General features: G+C 61.3%; 13 protein-coding genes. 7 read left to right on the top strand and 6 right to left on the bottom strand.

What is annotated here, in order from left to right:
- The 3 genes from JNL55_RS21805 to JNL55_RS21795 form a co-directional block, all read left to right on the top strand.
- Positions 1 to 2,400, top strand: a 2,400-nt coding sequence (locus tag JNL55_RS21805) for a TonB-dependent siderophore receptor (protein WP_293858830.1), incomplete at its 5' end; no start/stop codon positions are given.
- Positions 2,401 to 2,415: 15 nt separating this feature from the next.
- The gene (locus JNL55_RS21800; protein ID WP_293858827.1) at positions 2,416 to 4,122 is read left to right on the top strand and encodes a serine hydrolase domain-containing protein; all 1,707 of its coding nucleotides are present in this window, start codon (positions 2,416 to 2,418) and stop codon (positions 4,120 to 4,122) included.
- A 79-nt stretch (positions 4,123 to 4,201) separates the two neighbouring features.
- Positions 4,202 to 5,641, top strand: a complete 1,440-nt coding sequence (locus tag JNL55_RS21795; protein WP_293858833.1) for a serine hydrolase domain-containing protein — start codon at positions 4,202 to 4,204, stop codon at positions 5,639 to 5,641.
- 137 nt (positions 5,642 to 5,778) lie between these two features.
- Here JNL55_RS21795 and JNL55_RS21790 read toward each other — a convergent pair whose 3' ends face one another.
- The 5 genes from JNL55_RS21790 to JNL55_RS21770 form a co-directional block, all read right to left on the bottom strand.
- Positions 5,779 to 5,937, bottom strand: coding sequence for a hypothetical protein (locus tag JNL55_RS21790; protein ID WP_293858824.1), 159 nt, complete (start codon positions 5,935 to 5,937; stop codon positions 5,779 to 5,781).
- 94 nt (positions 5,938 to 6,031) lie between these two features.
- Complete coding sequence (locus JNL55_RS21785) at positions 6,032 to 6,562, bottom strand: GAF domain-containing protein (RefSeq protein WP_293858821.1); 531 nt, start codon at positions 6,560 to 6,562, stop codon at positions 6,032 to 6,034.
- Entirely contained in the window at positions 6,556 to 7,020 is a 465-nt protein-coding gene (locus tag JNL55_RS21780) for a hypothetical protein (RefSeq protein ID WP_293858818.1), read from the bottom strand. Before JNL55_RS21780 ends, JNL55_RS21785 begins: the two co-directional genes overlap by 7 nt.
- A gap of 252 nt (positions 7,021 to 7,272) precedes the next feature.
- Complete coding sequence (locus tag JNL55_RS21775) at positions 7,273 to 8,211, bottom strand: WD40/YVTN/BNR-like repeat-containing protein (RefSeq protein WP_293858816.1); 939 nt, start codon at positions 8,209 to 8,211, stop codon at positions 7,273 to 7,275.
- Positions 8,212 to 8,282: 71 nt separating this feature from the next.
- Complete coding sequence (locus JNL55_RS21770) at positions 8,283 to 9,626, bottom strand: amidase (RefSeq protein ID WP_293858813.1); 1,344 nt, start codon at positions 9,624 to 9,626, stop codon at positions 8,283 to 8,285.
- A gap of 154 nt (positions 9,627 to 9,780) precedes the next feature.
- Between JNL55_RS21770 and JNL55_RS21765 the strand changes: the two genes are divergently transcribed.
- Together JNL55_RS21765 and mltF are read left to right on the top strand one after the other, a co-directional pair.
- Positions 9,781 to 10,509 carry a sigma factor-like helix-turn-helix DNA-binding protein gene (locus JNL55_RS21765; RefSeq protein ID WP_293858810.1) on the top strand — a complete coding sequence of 243 codons (729 nt, stop codon included), beginning with the start codon at positions 9,781 to 9,783 and terminating at the stop codon, positions 10,507 to 10,509.
- An 81-nt stretch (positions 10,510 to 10,590) separates the two neighbouring features.
- On the top strand, positions 10,591 to 12,021 hold the full coding sequence (mltF, locus tag JNL55_RS21760) for a membrane-bound lytic murein transglycosylase MltF (RefSeq protein ID WP_293858807.1): 1,431 nt from the start codon (positions 10,591 to 10,593) through the stop codon (positions 12,019 to 12,021).
- A gap of 46 nt (positions 12,022 to 12,067) precedes the next feature.
- Here mltF and tagH read toward each other — a convergent pair whose 3' ends face one another.
- Positions 12,068 to 13,501, bottom strand: coding sequence for a type VI secretion system-associated FHA domain protein TagH (gene tagH / locus JNL55_RS21755; protein ID WP_293858804.1), 1,434 nt, complete (start codon positions 13,499 to 13,501; stop codon positions 12,068 to 12,070).
- Positions 13,502 to 13,618: 117 nt separating this feature from the next.
- Here tagH and JNL55_RS21750 point away from each other — a divergent pair, with 117 nt between their 5' ends.
- Both JNL55_RS21750 and purL read left to right on the top strand, forming a co-directional pair.
- Entirely contained in the window at positions 13,619 to 13,948 is a 330-nt protein-coding gene (locus tag JNL55_RS21750; protein WP_293858801.1) for a DUF1820 family protein, read from the top strand.
- Positions 13,949 to 14,026: 78 nt separating this feature from the next.
- A partial coding sequence (purL, locus tag JNL55_RS21745; protein ID WP_293858798.1) for a phosphoribosylformylglycinamidine synthase occupies positions 14,027 to 16,327 on the top strand: 2,301 nt, incomplete at its 3' end.

Here is a 16,327-nt window from a genome sequence, read left to right as displayed (position 1 = left end):
ATCATGCGGATTCGTCGTGTCGCGCTCGGGTTGCTCGCAGCCGGGCTGTTTTCATCGACTGGGGTGGCGCTCGCCAACGCGCTCAACAACGTCGCCAAGCTGTCGATTCAACCGCAAGCGGTAGCGTCGGCCCTGCTGGCGTTTTCCGATCAAACCAAAGTGCAGATCGTCTCGGTGGGCTCCGAGGTTCGCGGCCTGCAAAGTCCTGGCGTCGAAGGCGAATGGCCGGCACGCGAGGCGCTGACGCGGCTGCTCATGGGCACCGGGTTGGGCTTTGAACTGATCAACGAACAGACCGTTCGAGTTTTTGTCGACGGCAATAAGGAAGCCGCCGCCCAGCGCGTCATCAGCTTCAGACAAGCGGCCGAAGGTTCGAGCGCAGCGCTGTCGGCCAGCTCGGCGAACGACAGCGTCGATGACTCGCGTCTGGAAGTCGTCACGGTGTTCGGGCGTACCGAAGCAGAAACCGTTCGCGAAGTGCCGCAGAGCGTGATGGTGTTCGATAAGGCGTTTCTAGAAAACACCGGCGCCATCGATTTGTACAACGTGTTGCGCTTCGTGCCGTCCGCGGCCAATCGCCGCACCCAGAACGGCTATCTGCCCGAGGAATATAACATTCGTGGCTTCTACGCCGCGTCCACCTTCAACGGCACCAGCAGAAAAACCATGACGCTCGACATGCAGGGCGTGGAGCGCGTGGAAGTATTGATGGGACCGGCGTCGGTGCTGTACGGCTCGATGGAGCCGGGCGCAGTGGTCAACCTGGTGACCAAGCGGCCGTTGGATCGATTTCACTGGGAGTTCGGCGCGGGCTTCGGCAGCTATGACAACTACCGAGTGACCACCGATGTGGGCGGGCCCTTGTCCGAGCGGATTCGTGCACGGTTGAACGTGGCGTATCAGGATCGCGAATCTTTCCTCGACTATTGGTCGACCGACAAACTGTTCGTCGCACCGGTAGTCGCGTTCGATCTGGGCGAGCGTACCCAACTGATTGCTGAAGCTCAGTACTCTCGTGAGCGTGCGCCGGTGGGTGCCTACGTGGGTACGCCTGCTGCGGGCCTGCTCACCGCCAATCCGCTCGGCAACTATCGGCGTTCCTTTTTCATCGCCAGCCCCGATGAGCCGGGCGTGGGGATGGATCGCAAAGCAACTCGCGTTGCGCTCGAGTTGAATCACCAGTTCACCGACACATGGCACGGGCGCGCGGCGTTCTCGCACACCGCCGACGATCAGAACGCTGGCTACTTGCTGTCGCAAGGCTTTCTGAATAACGACTATCGCACGCTGCGTCGGTACTTCTTCATCGCTCGCGACTCTGAAACCGACAACTACTCCTACCACATGGATCTGTCGGGTGAGTTCGCGACCGGGCCGTTGAGCCACAAGTTCTCGGTAGGCGCTGAATTCGTCCACCAGCGCGGTGATTTTCGTCCCGGCCGCGGCGGTTTCTTTACGACCTCGGTGGATGTCTTCAATCCGAGCTACACCGCGACCCTGCCGTCCCCGCTGGTGTTGAATGGTTCGCTGCTGGAAGAAGAGAGCCAGGGCGTGTTCGTCCAGGATCGTGTGTCGCTGCTGGATCGCCTGCACCTGATCGGTGGCGTGCGTTTCGCGGAGATTCGGACATCGAATACGTTTACTCCGGCCGGCGGCGTGGCTCAGCGTCCGACGGTCGTGAGTCAAAACGCCTGGCCGACGCTGTTCGGCGTGCTGTACGACGTGACGGACAGCATTACGGTGTTCGCCAACCAGTCGAAGTCATTCATTCCGCGCGGGGGCACGACGCAAGGCGGCGCTTCATTCGCGCCGGAACGCAGCGTGCAATATGAGTTGGGCACCAAGTTCGATATCGGCCACACCGGGCTCAATGGCAGCGTCGCGCTGTTCCATGTCGAGAAGCCCAACGTGCTGACGGTGGATCTGTCGAATCCGGGTTTCCAGGTGCCGCTGGGCAAGGTGACTTCCAAGGGGGCTGAGCTGTCGGTGCAAGGGCACCTGCGTCCCAACTGGTCGGTCTACGCTTCGTACGCTTATGCGGACACCGAAGTGGAGAGCAACACAGCGAGCCTCGATGGCAATCAGCTCGGTCATTCGCCGGGCGATACGTTCTCGTTGATGACTCGCTACGACTTTCAGTCCGGTGTACTGGCGGGGCTCGGCGTGTCGGCCTCGACTAACTTCGTTGCCAAGCGCTACATCGACGATGCCAATAACGTGTTGCTGCCGAGCTATACGCGTGTGGACTTGGGCCTCTACTACACGATCAGCGAGCGAGCTGATGTCAGCCTGCAGTTGAACAACCTGACCGATGAAGACATCTTCTCGGGTTCCGGCCCGAACCTGGTCGAGTTGGATCTGCCGCGCAATTTCATGGCGCGCATCAACTTCAGAATGTAATCGGCAGGTCGGCAAATGCAACGTTCAGTGGCCTCATGGGTCTCGATGCGGGTTGGGTTGTTACTGCTGCTGCTAGCGAGCGGCGGGGTGCAAGCATCGGCACTCAGCGCAACGACGGAAGCGGCCATCGATGCTCTGTTCGTTGATTTAACGGCGCCGGGAAGTCCCGGCGCCGCTGTGGGGATCTATCGCGGCGGCCGGGTGGTCTTCGCGAAGGGCTATGGGCTCGCCGATCTGGAGTCGGGCGCGCCCATCACGCCGCAAACGCCGTTTCATGTGGCCAGCATGTCCAAGCAGTTCGCGGCATTCGCTATCGCGCTGCTGGCGCGCGAGGGCAAGGTCGATCTCGATGCCGATGTGCGCACGTACCTGCCGTACTTTCCTGATCTCGGCGTCAAGATCACTACGCGGCAACTGATCTGGCACACCAGCGGTCTGCGCGATCAAATGACATTGTTCTTGCTCGGCGGTCACGACATACGCGACGTGCTGCGCCAGGACCATGTCATCGAAATGGTGAAGCGACAGAAGGCGCTCGATTTTGCGCCGGGAACGAACTTCAAGTACTCCAACACCGGCTACACCTTGCTCGCGGAGATCGTGCGCTCGGTGACCGGCAAGACGCTGCGTCAGTTCACCGCTGAGCGCATGTTCACGCCGCTCGGGATGAAGCACACGTTTTTCTACGATGACGTGCGAGAGGTGGTGCCGGCACGCGCGCATTCCTATTTTCGGGAAGGCGACGGGCCGTGGCAGCGTTATCTGCTGAACTTGGAAATGGTCGGTGCTTCCAATCTGATCACCACTATCGAAGATCTGGCGCAGTGGGCTGGCAATTTCAGCCAGCCGCGAGTGGGCGACGCTGCGTTGATCGAACAGATCATGCGCGGCGGTACGTTGAACGACGGTACGCCGACTCACTATGGTTTCGGATTGTTCGAGCCCTTCATCTTCGATGCGCCCCTGGCGGGTCGCCGGGCCATGGGACACAGCGGTTCGGATGCGATGTTCTTCACCTATTTCGTGTACTACCCAGAGCACGACGTGGCGATTTCGATGCTGGCGAACACGCCAACCGAGGTGGCCGCAAAAATCAACGCCATCGCCGATCTGTACCTGCCGCCGAACGCGGCGCCGGTCAACAGAGTCTCGGACATCATCAAAGCGCCACCACCGGCGCAGCTCGATCAACTGGTCGGGACGTACCTGCATGCCGCGAATCGGTCGGTGACCTTGGAACGCAAAGGCAATCGATTGGTGGGCCGAGAGCGCTATTCCCATGAAGTCTTCGATGTCGTCTTTCACGCCGATGGCGGCTTTGAGGTGGGCGCGCGTCGGCGGCACTACTACCGAGCTGTTCGCGCGGCAAACGGCCAGGTCGAGGCGCTCGATCGCGTGATCATCTCCGGCGCGCCCGGCGAACGTTTCCAGCGCGTCACGCGTGTGACGAGCCGCCCGGCAGAATTGGCCCGACTGGCAGGTGACTACTACAGTGATGAACTCGATATCACGTACACCGTGGCGGTGGAGCAAGGGCAACTGGTCGCACGCTCCATGAGATTGGTAGATCCGGTTCGCCTGACCCAGGTAACCGCCAATCACTTTGATTCGGAAACCTTTCGTCCGACCCTGATTGCGTTCGAACGTAATGCCAGCGGCGAGGCGACCGGACTATCGATGGACAGCGTCGGCCTGAAGTTGCGGCGCGTCCCACACCCCTAGTTTTTCAACTCATTGTCGAGGTCGATTCATGCGGGAAATTATTCGCGCAGGGCTGTGTATTGCCCTTTCATTGAGCGCCGTGTCTGCGCCGGCGCGCGCCGATCGTTTCGATGCGGCTCGCGCGCTGATTCAAGAGCAGCTCACCGAGAACCGTATTCCTTCGATTGCGGTCGCTGTGGTACAGGATGGCAAGATCGTTTGGGAAGAAGGCTTCGGTTGGGCCGATCGCGAGAATCGAAAGCCTGCGACCGAACATTCGATGTACTTGCTGGCCTCGACCACGAAGTCCTTTACGGCCACCGCGTTGATGACGTTGGTGCAGGCAGGCAAGGTCGATCTGGATCGCCCCATCAATGACTATATGGGTCAGGCCCAGCTGACGGTTCGCGTCGGCGATGGACGGCAGGCCACGGTGCGCCGGATTGCGAATCACACCTCGGGTCTCTCCTGCGCGGGGCAGACCTTCTTCGGCGCGGAGGAGCTGAGCAAAATGCCGCCGCAGGCGCTGGCCTTGACCCGCTACTCACAGATCATGATGCTGCCCGGTGAGCGCTTCGAGTACTGCAACAATGGCTACGGGGTGCTCGACTACGTGATCGAACAGGTTTCCGGCCGGAGCTACGCGGACTATCTTCGCCAGGAAGTGTTTCTGCCGCTGGGGATGACGCATACCTCGGTGAATGTCGGACCTGGTCTCGAGAAGTACGCAGCGGCGCGCTATGACCGGCTCGGCGATCCGATCCCCTTCTATGAGAGCACCGAGCCGGGTGCCGGGGCGATGTTCTCCAGCGCGCACGATCTGGCGCGCTTCGGGTTGTTCATTCTCAAGCAACCGTTACGCGATCAGAAGGCCATATTGAGCAGCGCCTCCATCGACGCGATGACGCGCGATCCCGTGATGATCCGGCCGGGCAACGGCTACGCGCTGGGCTGGCAGGTGCAGGCCAAGGGCGGGTACACCGTGCATGCGCATGGCGGTTCGCATTCCGGTACCAAGACGTCCTTCAATCTGATTCCCGAGAAGCGCGTGGGGGTGGTGCTGTTGGCCAACGCCAATGAGATTTCCTTCGGCGGCATCAACACCGCGATCTTCAAGGCGCTGTTGCCGCAGTGGAAGGAGATGAATACGGATCTGGGTGTCCGTGACAAGGCTCCCGATAAAGCTCTGCAGCCCGATGCGACCCTCGTTGGCGAGTGGCGCGGAGATATCCAAACGCACGAAGGCGCCAAGCCTATGAAGCTGCAGATCCTGGCGTCAGGGGACATCCATCTGCAGATCGCCGATCAGCTACCGACTTTGTTGAGCGAGGCGGCATTCCGCGACGGCTTACTGACAGGCGTGGCCCCTACGAACATCCAGACCTCCGACACCAAGCGCAGTCCTCACTTTGTCGATGTAGCTCTGAAACTGCGCGATGGCGTGCTCAACGGCTATGTTCGCGCCACCGCCGAGGAGAAGACTCGCCAGTTCTGGATTTACTCGCTGCCTCATTGGACGGAGCTTCGTCGGGTGCAGTGAGTTCGAGCCATCGTCGGGCTGTCCTTGGTCGAGGATAGCCCGCTTCGAGCGCCATGACGGTTTAGCGTAGGATACAAACGGCGTCTGGGCGTCGCCTTGCGGGGCTTTGATCGCTGATCCGCGCGCCGTTCTACGGCTTACCGTGTTGACGCCTTCTGCTCTGACGAAGCGTCCTCGAGCCTTTGCTTCTCCGCCCGCATCCGGCGATCGTAAGCCACAACCTTGCGCCATTCGGTCACGATGTTTTTCAGCTCAGCGACCAGATTGAATGGTGTGAAGCCAAACTCTCGTTTCATAGGTTGTTGATTCATAAGTCTTCAATCCTCAACTCTCTGGCCCGTCCCAATTACCCTAAACCTCCTCGACCAGTTCGTCAAAGTGGCTTTTGTCTCATACACAATCGTGCAATAACGCGGCCACGAGTCTGCCGATGTCGACATCCTCGACCATGAACGCATCTCGCTTGGAGCTGGAAATATTCAAGACCGCCGCGACCACACCACTTTTGATGACAGGCACGCAAAGCAGAGAGGGTCCCGGCTCAATTTTTATCGGCTTGTAGACTAGACCGATGGGCCGGAGGTCTTTCTTCTCAACGCCGGTGATCTCAATGCCGCTGAGGTGTCGAGTCGACGGCACATAGATCACCGAGTTCCGGAGGAAGCAGGCGCCCGCGGCGCTGTTCGGCAAGCCATCCTCCGATATTTCAAGCGGTAGTTCCTGGCTCAGGTCGATTTTTACCGTGCCTTTCGGGTACACGTGAGTAGTGAACAAGCGCTGGGCACCAGGGCGTTGTTTCATGATCGACAAGAAGAACTCGTGCTTCTTGCGTCCTGCTTTCAGTGTGGCTACCAAACTATTGCCGGCGATCTCGACGAACTGATCGATTTCAGCGGCCGTCAGTTCCGCCTTCTTCAGCATCGGTCGGACCAGGTCGAAAAATTCCTTGAAGTAATGGGCGCTTCGGCGCTGCGTTTCTGAATTCTCAATTCCAGCATGTGATGTCGCAGTACCAGCACGGCAAGGGCGATCAGCAAACCCTCGAGCCATAGGTTCAGCGCGGGTAGCTCTGGGATTTCGGCCGCAATTTCCGGGACCGACAGATGGCGAATGACTCCGCCAGTTACATCTAAGAGAATGTAGAAGCTGCCCAGTGTGATGACGCCGGCTGCGGTTCGTCCGAACCACGTTCTGAAAAAATCCCGGATGCGCCAGCGCGCCGCATAGAGCGCGCACCAAACGATCCAAAACAGCAGGCCCAGTTCGCTGATCACGCCCGCCAGTTTTTTCAGAATGGCCTTGCACTCATGGGGTGCCAACCAACGAATCAGCAATGCGAGGAGGGCCAGTATTACGGTGACAACCAGGATCGCTTTCAACAGGCGTCTCCAGTCAATTGTTTGTTATTCCTCGTATCGATCGCGTTTTACAGCAGCGTCAAGCAAACTTCCAGTCGAATGAATTCGTCAGTTCGTTTTGTCCGGGTGGCGCGTTGCACTAGCATGCGCGGCATCGTCCGTGAGAGTGCGCGCGGTGCTCGACACATCATCATGGGCTCACCGTCGTCTCGCGCGACACGCGCGAATATGCAACGGCGCGCGTGCCTGTGTTCAACCCCTGGGTAGATGCTGTTACGTGATGAGCAAACTGCTCGCAGCAGGCAAGCCCTGACTTATTCGCACCCACCTTCCGCCTGCGTCCTCCGATGAATAAACATTCCCGCCTTTGTCGGCCAGTGCGACGACTGAACCCAGGGTTGAGATGCAGTTCGTATCGACGGTGCCGTCGAGCCAGCGAGGCAGGCCGCCGCCGAGGGGAAGCAAAGGGCCGGAGCCGTCGAGAGGGCGGCGGTAGACGGCGCCGTGAGTGGAGAAGGGATCTTCGGAGGCGGAGATGAGGATATCTGCGCCGACGAAGGCGACGGCCAAGCAATGAGTCGCATGCAAACCTTCGTGCTCGATGCTCCAGTTGAGGCCGCCGTCCCGGCTGATGCAAAGGCCGGTGGCAGCAGCGGCGATGACGATGTCAGAGCGAGTGTCGTGAGCACGGACTTCGTGGACGTCCTCAGCGACGGCGATGGTCGAATGCCACGTGGCGCCGCCATCGGTGGAGCGAGGAATGCCGCCGACGTGAACGTTTGCTAAGAGTGCGCTGCCGTTGCAGGTGGCGGTGATGGAACGAATGCCCAGCGGCGGGCCGACGACTTTGCCGTCGACGACGGCGGTGCCGGCATACCAGGTCTCACGGCCTGGCACATGAGCGAACGCGGGCAAGCGCTGTAGGTCTCCATTCGAGTCGAGTCGCAATACCTGAGCGTCGTCGGTGCCGACATAAATATCGCTCAGCACTTTCACAACGCTGGATAGAGAGAACTCGCTCTCCGCAATCGTCTGCCACGAGCCGCCAGTGTCTCGCTGGCGAAGGGTGTGACCATCGACGATGGCGAGTGCGCCGCCTGCGCCGTCGGTCGTCACGCTTCGTACGAGCTGGCCGCGAAGCTCGTGGCTGCGATAGCCGTCAGAGACCACGAATAAGCCATCGTCCCAGGTTCCCACAAGCACGGTTGGCATTGGAACACCTCACAAGGGCGGCGTCAGCACGCAGGTCCGCAGCGTCGCACCGCCCGACGCGAAGCGGAAGCTCAGTCTCGGTTAAGAACGTTCTCCACCGCCTGTGCGATGGACAGCAAACGTTCATCGCCATCTCGTCGGCCAATGAACATCAGGCCGACGGGCGCCTCGCCGTGCCGATGTGCGGGCAGCGAGATGGCGCAGCGATCGAGAAAATTCGCGAGCGACGGATTCCGCAAGACCAGCCCATTCAAGCGAAGGTAATCGGCATCCTTTTCCAAAGCCGACAGGGGCGGCGCGATGATGGGCGTTGTCGGTAACAACAGCGCATCCACATCGTTCGTGCTCCGTTCCACTGCAGCAGTAACAGCGGCCCGTGCCTCGTACAACTCCCGCACGTCTTGATCGCTGAGCTCGGCGCCTTTCAAAATTCGGTTGGCGACGCGCTGGTCGTAACGATCGCGATGACGTTCCAGCAAAGGACGATGCCACGCGTACGCTTCGGCGGATGCAATGCCGCCACGCGCATTGATCTCGGGAATGCGTAACAGTTCATCCACGGGCCGCCGGGCAATGTTTGCTCCGGCGCGTGTCAGCGCGTCGACGCTGCGTTCGAACGTCGCAGCGACATGATCGTCCAACTCATTCAACACCAGCGATGTCGGTATCAGCAGACGAACATCTCGAAGCGCGGCAGGAACGAGCGCGGTCGGCGTCACGCCACGCAGAATCGCATCGAGCGTGGCGCAGCAGCCGGCGCTATTAGCGAGCGGGCCTACCGAATCGAGCGAATGGGCCAGCGGCAACACGCCGAGGCGTGCAACACGATGTGCCGTTGGCTTGAATCCGACGATGCCGCAGAACGCGGCGGGAATGCGACATGAGCCGCCAGTGTCGGTGCCCAAACTCGCTACTGCCATGCCATCGGCAACAGCGACTGCGCCGCCCGACGTCGAGCCGCCGGGAATGCGGCCGGTCGCGCGATCAAAGGGACTGGTCGGCGTGCCGTAGTGTGGATTCGCGCCCAAGCCGGAGAACGCAAACTCCGTCATGGTGTTGCGTCCTATAAATATGAAGCCGGCGGCTCGCAACCGAGCAATCGTCGGCGCGTCACGCAACGCCGGTGGATCGCTGCTTAAGATGGTTGAAGCCGCGCGAGTAACTTCGCCGGCCACGTCGAACAGATCTTTCACCCCGATGGGAATGCCAGCGAATGGCGAGATCGGGCCACCCGCTGCGCGTCGCCGATCCGCGTCATCGGCCTGCTCCCGTGCGAGCTTTGCGTTCACGCTGAGAAAGGCCCGCGCACCTTCGCCCTGCGGATCGGCGATTCGATCCAGCGCCTGATCGACCAGTTCGCGGGCTCGCAGCCGGCCGCTGTTCAGTGCCTGAGAAAGATTTTCGAGGGTTTGCATCGGGGCAGTCTGCCTTGAATAGCCACGCTTTTCGATGCTGGGCTCATGCCAAATGGCCAAACGGGCCGGCTGGAGTGCAAATCGCGCTCGGCGCAGCCGGCCTACACTCGGAACGTTCCGCCTCGAGTCCCATTCAGCGACCGATCGGTGCGCCATGCTTGCATCTGCCGAGCCTTCATTCGAACCTGCCGATGCGGTCGTCAGGAATGACCATGCCGAGCGCCGCGGTCACTATTTATTCGACTTCGATTTTCGGTCCTCGCCCGAGGTGACGCTCGCCGATGCGCAGGACGCTCGGGTCACTCTGGCAGCGCTGGCTGAATTGCCGGCGGCGTGTCGTTGGGCGTTTCTGCTGAGCCGGATCGACGGCCAGTCGAGCATGCAGATCGCGCAGCGCTTGGGCGTCACTGAGCGAGCGGTGCGTAAGTATCTAGCTCGTGCTCTATTCCATCTGCAGACCCGTTTCGACTTGGCTCGAGTCATGAAGCGCGAATCCATCCAAGCCGAGGCCGCCGAGCGGCTCGTGACTTTGAACGATCCCGCTGCCAGCCAGGCTGATTTCGCCGACTCGCATACTTGGATGAGCCGGGATCCGGCGCATGCGGAAGCGTTCCGGCGCCTGGAAGAAACTTGGCGTCGCTCGGGCGCCGTGGTTCGTGCCCCGGTTGAAAGCGAAGTCGAGCTGGCGTTATCGACGCCGGACATCGAGCCTTCGCCGCGCTCGCATGTCCAGAGGCGATGTGCCATTGCCGCGGCGGCGATGTTCGCATTTGCCTGTGCGGCACTGACGGTTTGGAACATTCAACCCCCGACCATCGCGACCGGCACGGCCGAGGTGCGCTCCATGGAGGGGCTGATAGAGCTACTCCACGGCGGGAACTAATGCCGCCAGCGGCCGACATTGCCCTGCGACCCCGTTTCGGGTCCAATGCCCGGCCTCGCGGGTTGCCAGGTCAGGGGCCGGGTGAAAATCACTCTCGCCATTATTGCGATGCTGCTGCTGGGCACCTGTTCCCAGCCGCCGAGCGTCATGGAGCAGATATTGCGCAGTGGAGAGCTGCGCGTGGTGACCCGCAACCTGCCTAGCGCCTACTACCTGGGCGCGGACGGCCCGCAGGGGCCGGAGTTCGATCTTGCGGCCCGCTTTGCCGCCGAGCTGGGCGTCAAACTGTTCATCTATTCCGTGCCCAATGTGGCCGACGCCATGCGCGAGCTAGAGTCGCGTCGTGCGCACATCGCGGCTGCGGGCCTGACGCGTGGTCTGCGGTTGCCGCCGCAAACGGGGTTCGGGCCGCCATATCAACAAGTGCGCGAGCATCTGATTTTCCGTCAGGGCGATTCACGGCCGCGAGCGCTCGATCAAACGTACGATGGTCACATCGAAGTAGTGGCAGGCAGTTCGCACTCGGCGACGCTGGAGCAGCTGCGCGTTCACTACGCCAATCTGAATTGGGTCGAGAACCCTGCCGCCGAAACCGAAGAATTGTTATATCGGCTGTCGCGCCGCGAATTCGATTACACCGTCGCGGACTCGAACGAATTCGCCATCGGTCGCGCGTTCCATCCCGAGATTCGGATTGCGTTCGATTTGTCGGGGGGCAAGGCGTTGGCGTGGGCTGTCGACTCGCGCGATCCGAGTCTGCTCAAACGCGTTACGGCGTTCTTTTCATCGGCGCGTGCCGAAGGGCGGCTCGCATCCATCCTTGATACTTACTACGGCGCCACCGAAAGATTCGATTACATCCAAGCGCGCGTGTTCATGGAGCACATCGAATCGCGCTTGCCTCAGTATCGTCACTGGTTCAAAGAAGCGGCGGATCAAGCGGGTGTCGATTGGCGGTTGCTGGCTGCTGTCGGCTATCAAGAATCGCACTGGGATCCAGGCGCGACGTCGCACACCGGCGTGCGCGGTTTGATGATGCTCACCGAAGAGACGGCGCAGGCGTTGAACGTCGGCGATCGATTGGATCCGCGGGCCAGTATTTTCGGCGGCGCCAGGTACTTCATCTGGCTGCGTGAGCAAATTCCCAAGCGCATTCTGGAACCGGATCGCACCTGGTTTACGCTCGCGGCATACAACGTCGGCGTCGGCCATCTCGAAGATGCCCGCATCCTGACGCAGATGCATAACAAGAATCCGGACTCATGGGTGGACGTGCGTGAGCATTTGCCATTGCTGACGCAGGAGAAATGGTATTCGCGAGTGAAGCGAGGGTATGCGAGAGGTTGGGAGCCGGTGCGCTTCGTAGAGAACATCCGAGGCTACATCGACATTCTCGATTGGGTGGCGACGGATACTGGGCCGGCGGCTCAGCGTGAGTCCGCGGTTGCGCCAACCACCACGACGACCACTGCCACCACCACACCCAACAGCATGCTGGCGCCGCGACGTTAGTTCATAACGTCACGGGCCTCCGAAGTCAGATTATAAGAAAACAGTTTTAGCGCTTCTTCTGCTGAGCTTTCTCAGCGTAAGTGCGTGCTAGCTCTTCGGCGAACAAGGTCGGCAGGTTCTGTTCGTTGCGCTGATTCAGCACGTGATAGAACTCGGTGTACAAGTCCCAGTACTTCATCTTGTTGGTCGCGCCGAGCAGCGCGCCGCGCTTCAAGCCGCGATCGAAACGTTCCTGTAATTCACCAGGCTCGATACGATTCATCACTTCGTCGACGGCCGCCTGGATGGCGCCCGACAACGCTTGTTGATGGGTGCGCAGGTCCGCGAACGAATCTCGAATCGCATCCACCGGCCCGAGGTAACGACTGTTGTTGTGACCATCGAGCAGTTTCAGCAGCGCTTCATCGACGCTGGCCGAGAACTTGAGCGGATTGTTGTCGGCCGGTTGAATGCCCGTCTGATTCAAGCGCAGCCGACTCTTCTGATCGGCGCGGCCTTTGAGCACTTCCATCAAGCCGAGCACCACTTCGCGCGTCATCTGACCCGCGAGCTGTAATAGCGCGTGTTGAGTTTCCAAGGGCACGGACGCTGGGTCGATGCCTGCGCCTCGACAGAACGCTTCGACGCCGTTAGCCGGCTCCAGTGCCGGGGCATCGGTGGAGCGACGGGCTGGCGTCGGAGCTGCTGGCGGCTTCTCGATGGCAGCACGCGCCAGCGAGGCTGTGGTCAAAGCCTGTAGCGACTTGCGGTCGTACGGTTTGGTCTGCATCTGCCAGTCTTCCGGCTTGCCGCCGTGAGCGACCGTGCGTTGCTCGCCTTCGTCAGGAGCATCCAATAGTGACGAGAAGCCGCTGCGAGGCGGCCGATTGCCCGGCACAGTGTTGTTCTGGGGGCTGGGGCGCGTGGGCTGCAAGTCGATGCCCAGCGCCTTGTTGATGTCGAATGCACCGGCGCCTTGCCCAAGCACGCTGAGCGGACCCGCGCCGGGAGTCGCGTTGGGCGGCTCAGGCGACTTGATGGCCGCATCGCGGAGCAAATCGGTGAGGTCCAATTCCTCGCCCAGGTCCATTTCGGGCGTCGGTGCCGGCGAGCTGCGCCGTGAGCTGGCGCGGGCCGGCGCAGGCATCTGGCCGCTGGCATCGGAGGGGAAGTCCTGGCGTTCGTCGATGCCGACCAGAATCTCGTAGTCGCCCAAGCGCAGCCGATCGCCGTCTTTGAGCGCGTAGGGGCCATCGACCGAGGCCGGCACGTCAGAGCCGTTGATGAACACTCCGTTGGTACTGGTATCCTCCAGCATCCATTGGCCGGCACGAAACTCCACGCTGCAATGGTGGCTGGAAATGTAGCGATCCGGGTCGGGCAGGATCCAGTCGTTGTCCTGGGAGCGCCCGATCTTGCCGCCGGTGACGCCGAACAGGCGCGAGCTGCGCTTGCCGAGCGCCTTGTAGTGATCGCTGATGATGCGGAGTTTCAGTGCCATTGACCGGGGAATCAGAGGATTGCTTACGCGGTAGCGATCGCGGGTGGCGCCCGGAAAATTTCCGGGAATGTTACATAGCCTGGAACCGCAGCCTACCAACCTAGGGCCGATATCAAGATGGCAGCCAGTCACATTTTCAAGGTCGTATTTGTCAACCAGGGCAAGGTCTACGAGATCTATGCCCGCAAGGTCGGGCATGGCGCCATGTTCGGCTTCGTGGAAGTCGAGGAGCTGGTGTTCGGGGAGCGTTCAGCCGTAGTGGTCGACCCTACGGAGGAAAAGGTGAAAGCCGAATTCGAGGGCGTCAAACGCACCTATCTGCCCATGCATTCGGTGTTGCGCATCGATGAAGTGAAGCAACAGGGCGTCAGCAAGATCAGCTCGTTCGAAGGCTCCAACGTCACCCCGTTTCCGATGCCGGTGTATACCCCGGGCGACAAGAAGTAGCCCCAGCAACTCGCCCCGCCGGCCGGGGGCGAATTCCGGTATGATTCGCGCCCGGTCCGCTGCCCCCGCCCGCACCGCATGCTGACACTGTCTGGCGCGCCTGCACTGTCCGATTTTCGCTCTGCTCGCCTGCTTGCCGCCCTTCGTTCGCGAGTCCCTGCCGTCGAGTCTCTCGCCACGCGCTTTACGCACTTTGTGCAAGCGGAACGGGAGCTTACGGCTGAAGAGCGCCGCGTTCTCGAAGCCCTGCTGACCTACGGGCCGGCTGCACCCAGCGCCGCCGCCGGGGCGACGGATCAACTCATCGTGGTGATTCCGCGGCCGGGCACGATTTCGCCCTGGTCCAGCAAGGCCACCGACATTGCGCAGGTCTGCGGACTGCGCGCGGTCGAGCGCATCGAGCGGGGCATCGCCTATTTCGTGCGCGGCTCGAAGCCGCTGTCGCAGGCGGACCTGGAAGCGATCGCTCCGGCGCTACACGACCGCATGACCGAAATAGCGGTGTTCTCTTACGACGCCGCTGCTCGCTTGTTCGATCACGAGTCGCCGCGCCGGCTGAACACGGTGCCGCTGCTGGCTCGGGGCCGCGAGGCCTTGGTGGCCGCCAACGAATCGTTGGGGCTGGCGCTGTCGCCGGATGAGATCGACTATCTCGCCGACAATTTCCAGAAGCTCGGCCGCGATCCCACCGACGTCGAGCTGATGATGTTCGCGCAGGCCAACTCCGAGCACTGCCGCCACAAGATTTTCAACGCCGACTGGATCATCGACGGCGAGCGTCAGCCCAAGTCGCTGTTCGCCATGATCAAGAACACGTACGCGAACAATTCGCGCGGCGTGCTCTCTGCCTATCGCGACAACGCTGCGGTCATCGAAGGCCCGGTGGGGCGGCGCTGGTTTGCCGATGTGAATCAGCATGCCTACGAGTTCAAGGACGAGCCCATCGACATTCTGATGAAAGTCGAAACTCATAATCATCCGACCGCGATCTCGCCGTTCCCCGGCGCGGCCACCGGCTCGGGTGGTGAGATTCGCGATGAAGGCGCGACCGGTCGCGGCGGCAAACCCAAGGCCGGACTGGCTGGCTTCTCGGTGTCGCACTTGAAGATCCCCGGCTTCGAACAGCCGTGGGAACAGGATTTCGGCAAGCCCGGGCGCATTGCGTCGGCGCTGGACATCATGATCGAAGGTCCGCTGGGTGCCGCGGCGTTCAACAACGAATTCGGTCGGCCGAACATTCTCGGTTACTTCCGCACGTTTGAGCTCGAAGGCAAGTCGGACTCGCGCGCCACTCTGCGCGGTTATCACAAGCCCATCATGATCGCGGGCGGCGTCGGCAACGTGCGTCGCATGCACGTGGAGAAGTCGGAGATCCCGGCCGGCGCGAAGATCGTCGTGCTCGGCGGTCCGGCGATGCTGATCGGTCTGGGCGGCGGTGCTGCTTCGTCCGTCGGTAGCGGCGCGAGCACCGAAGATCTGGATTTCGCGTCCGTGCAGCGAGGCAATCCTGAGATTCAACGCCGCGCGCAGGAAGTCATCGATCAATGCTGGGCCATGGGTGAAGACAATCCCATCCTGCTGATTCACGACGTCGGCGCGGGCGGTATCTCTAACGCCATTCCCGAGTCGATTGCTCACAGCGAAGGCCGCGGCGGTCGCATCGACCTGCGCACAGTGCCGTCGGTCGAGCCGGGCATGTCGCCGGTGGAGATCTGGTGTAACGAGGCGCAAGAGCGCTACGTGCTGTTGATCGCTGCCAAGGACGTGAAACGATTTGCCGAGCTGTGTGAACGCGAGCGCTGCCCGCACTCGGTGGTCGGTGACATCACCGACGACGGTTGGTTGAAGGTCGGCGATCCGTTGTTGAAGGATCCGCCGGTGGATATGCCGCTCAACGTCATGCTCGGCAAGGCGCCGAAGATGACGCGCGACGTGAAGCGTCTGCCGCCGCTCGGCGATGATTTCACTGCGGCCAAGCTGGATGTGCGCGACGCTGCTTATCGGCTGTTGCGGTTCCCGGCCGTGGCCGACAAGACCTTTTTGATCACGATCGGCGACCGCACGGTCGGCGGCATGATCAGCCGCGATCCCATGGTGGGTCCGTGGCAGGTGCCGGTCAGCGACGTAGCGGTGACGTTGAGCGATTACACGTCCGCGACGGGCGAGGCGATGGCGATGGGCGAGCGCACGCCGCTCGCGTGGTTGAATGCGCCGGCGTCCGGTCGCATGGCGGTCGCCGAAGCCGTTACAAACATTGCTGCCGCCGATATCTCTGCTCTGGATCAGGTGCGCTTGTCCGCAAACTGGATGGCTGCGTGCGGTGAGCCCGGCGAAGATGCGGATCTGTACGCCACGGTGAAAGCCGTCGGCGAAGAATTC

The organism is Steroidobacter sp. (genome assembly GCF_016790065.1).
Lineage (GTDB): Bacteria > Pseudomonadota > Gammaproteobacteria > Steroidobacterales > Steroidobacteraceae > Steroidobacter.
The sequence above is the reverse complement of the archived record's forward strand: the minus strand, read 5'-3'. Positions and strand labels throughout refer to the sequence as shown.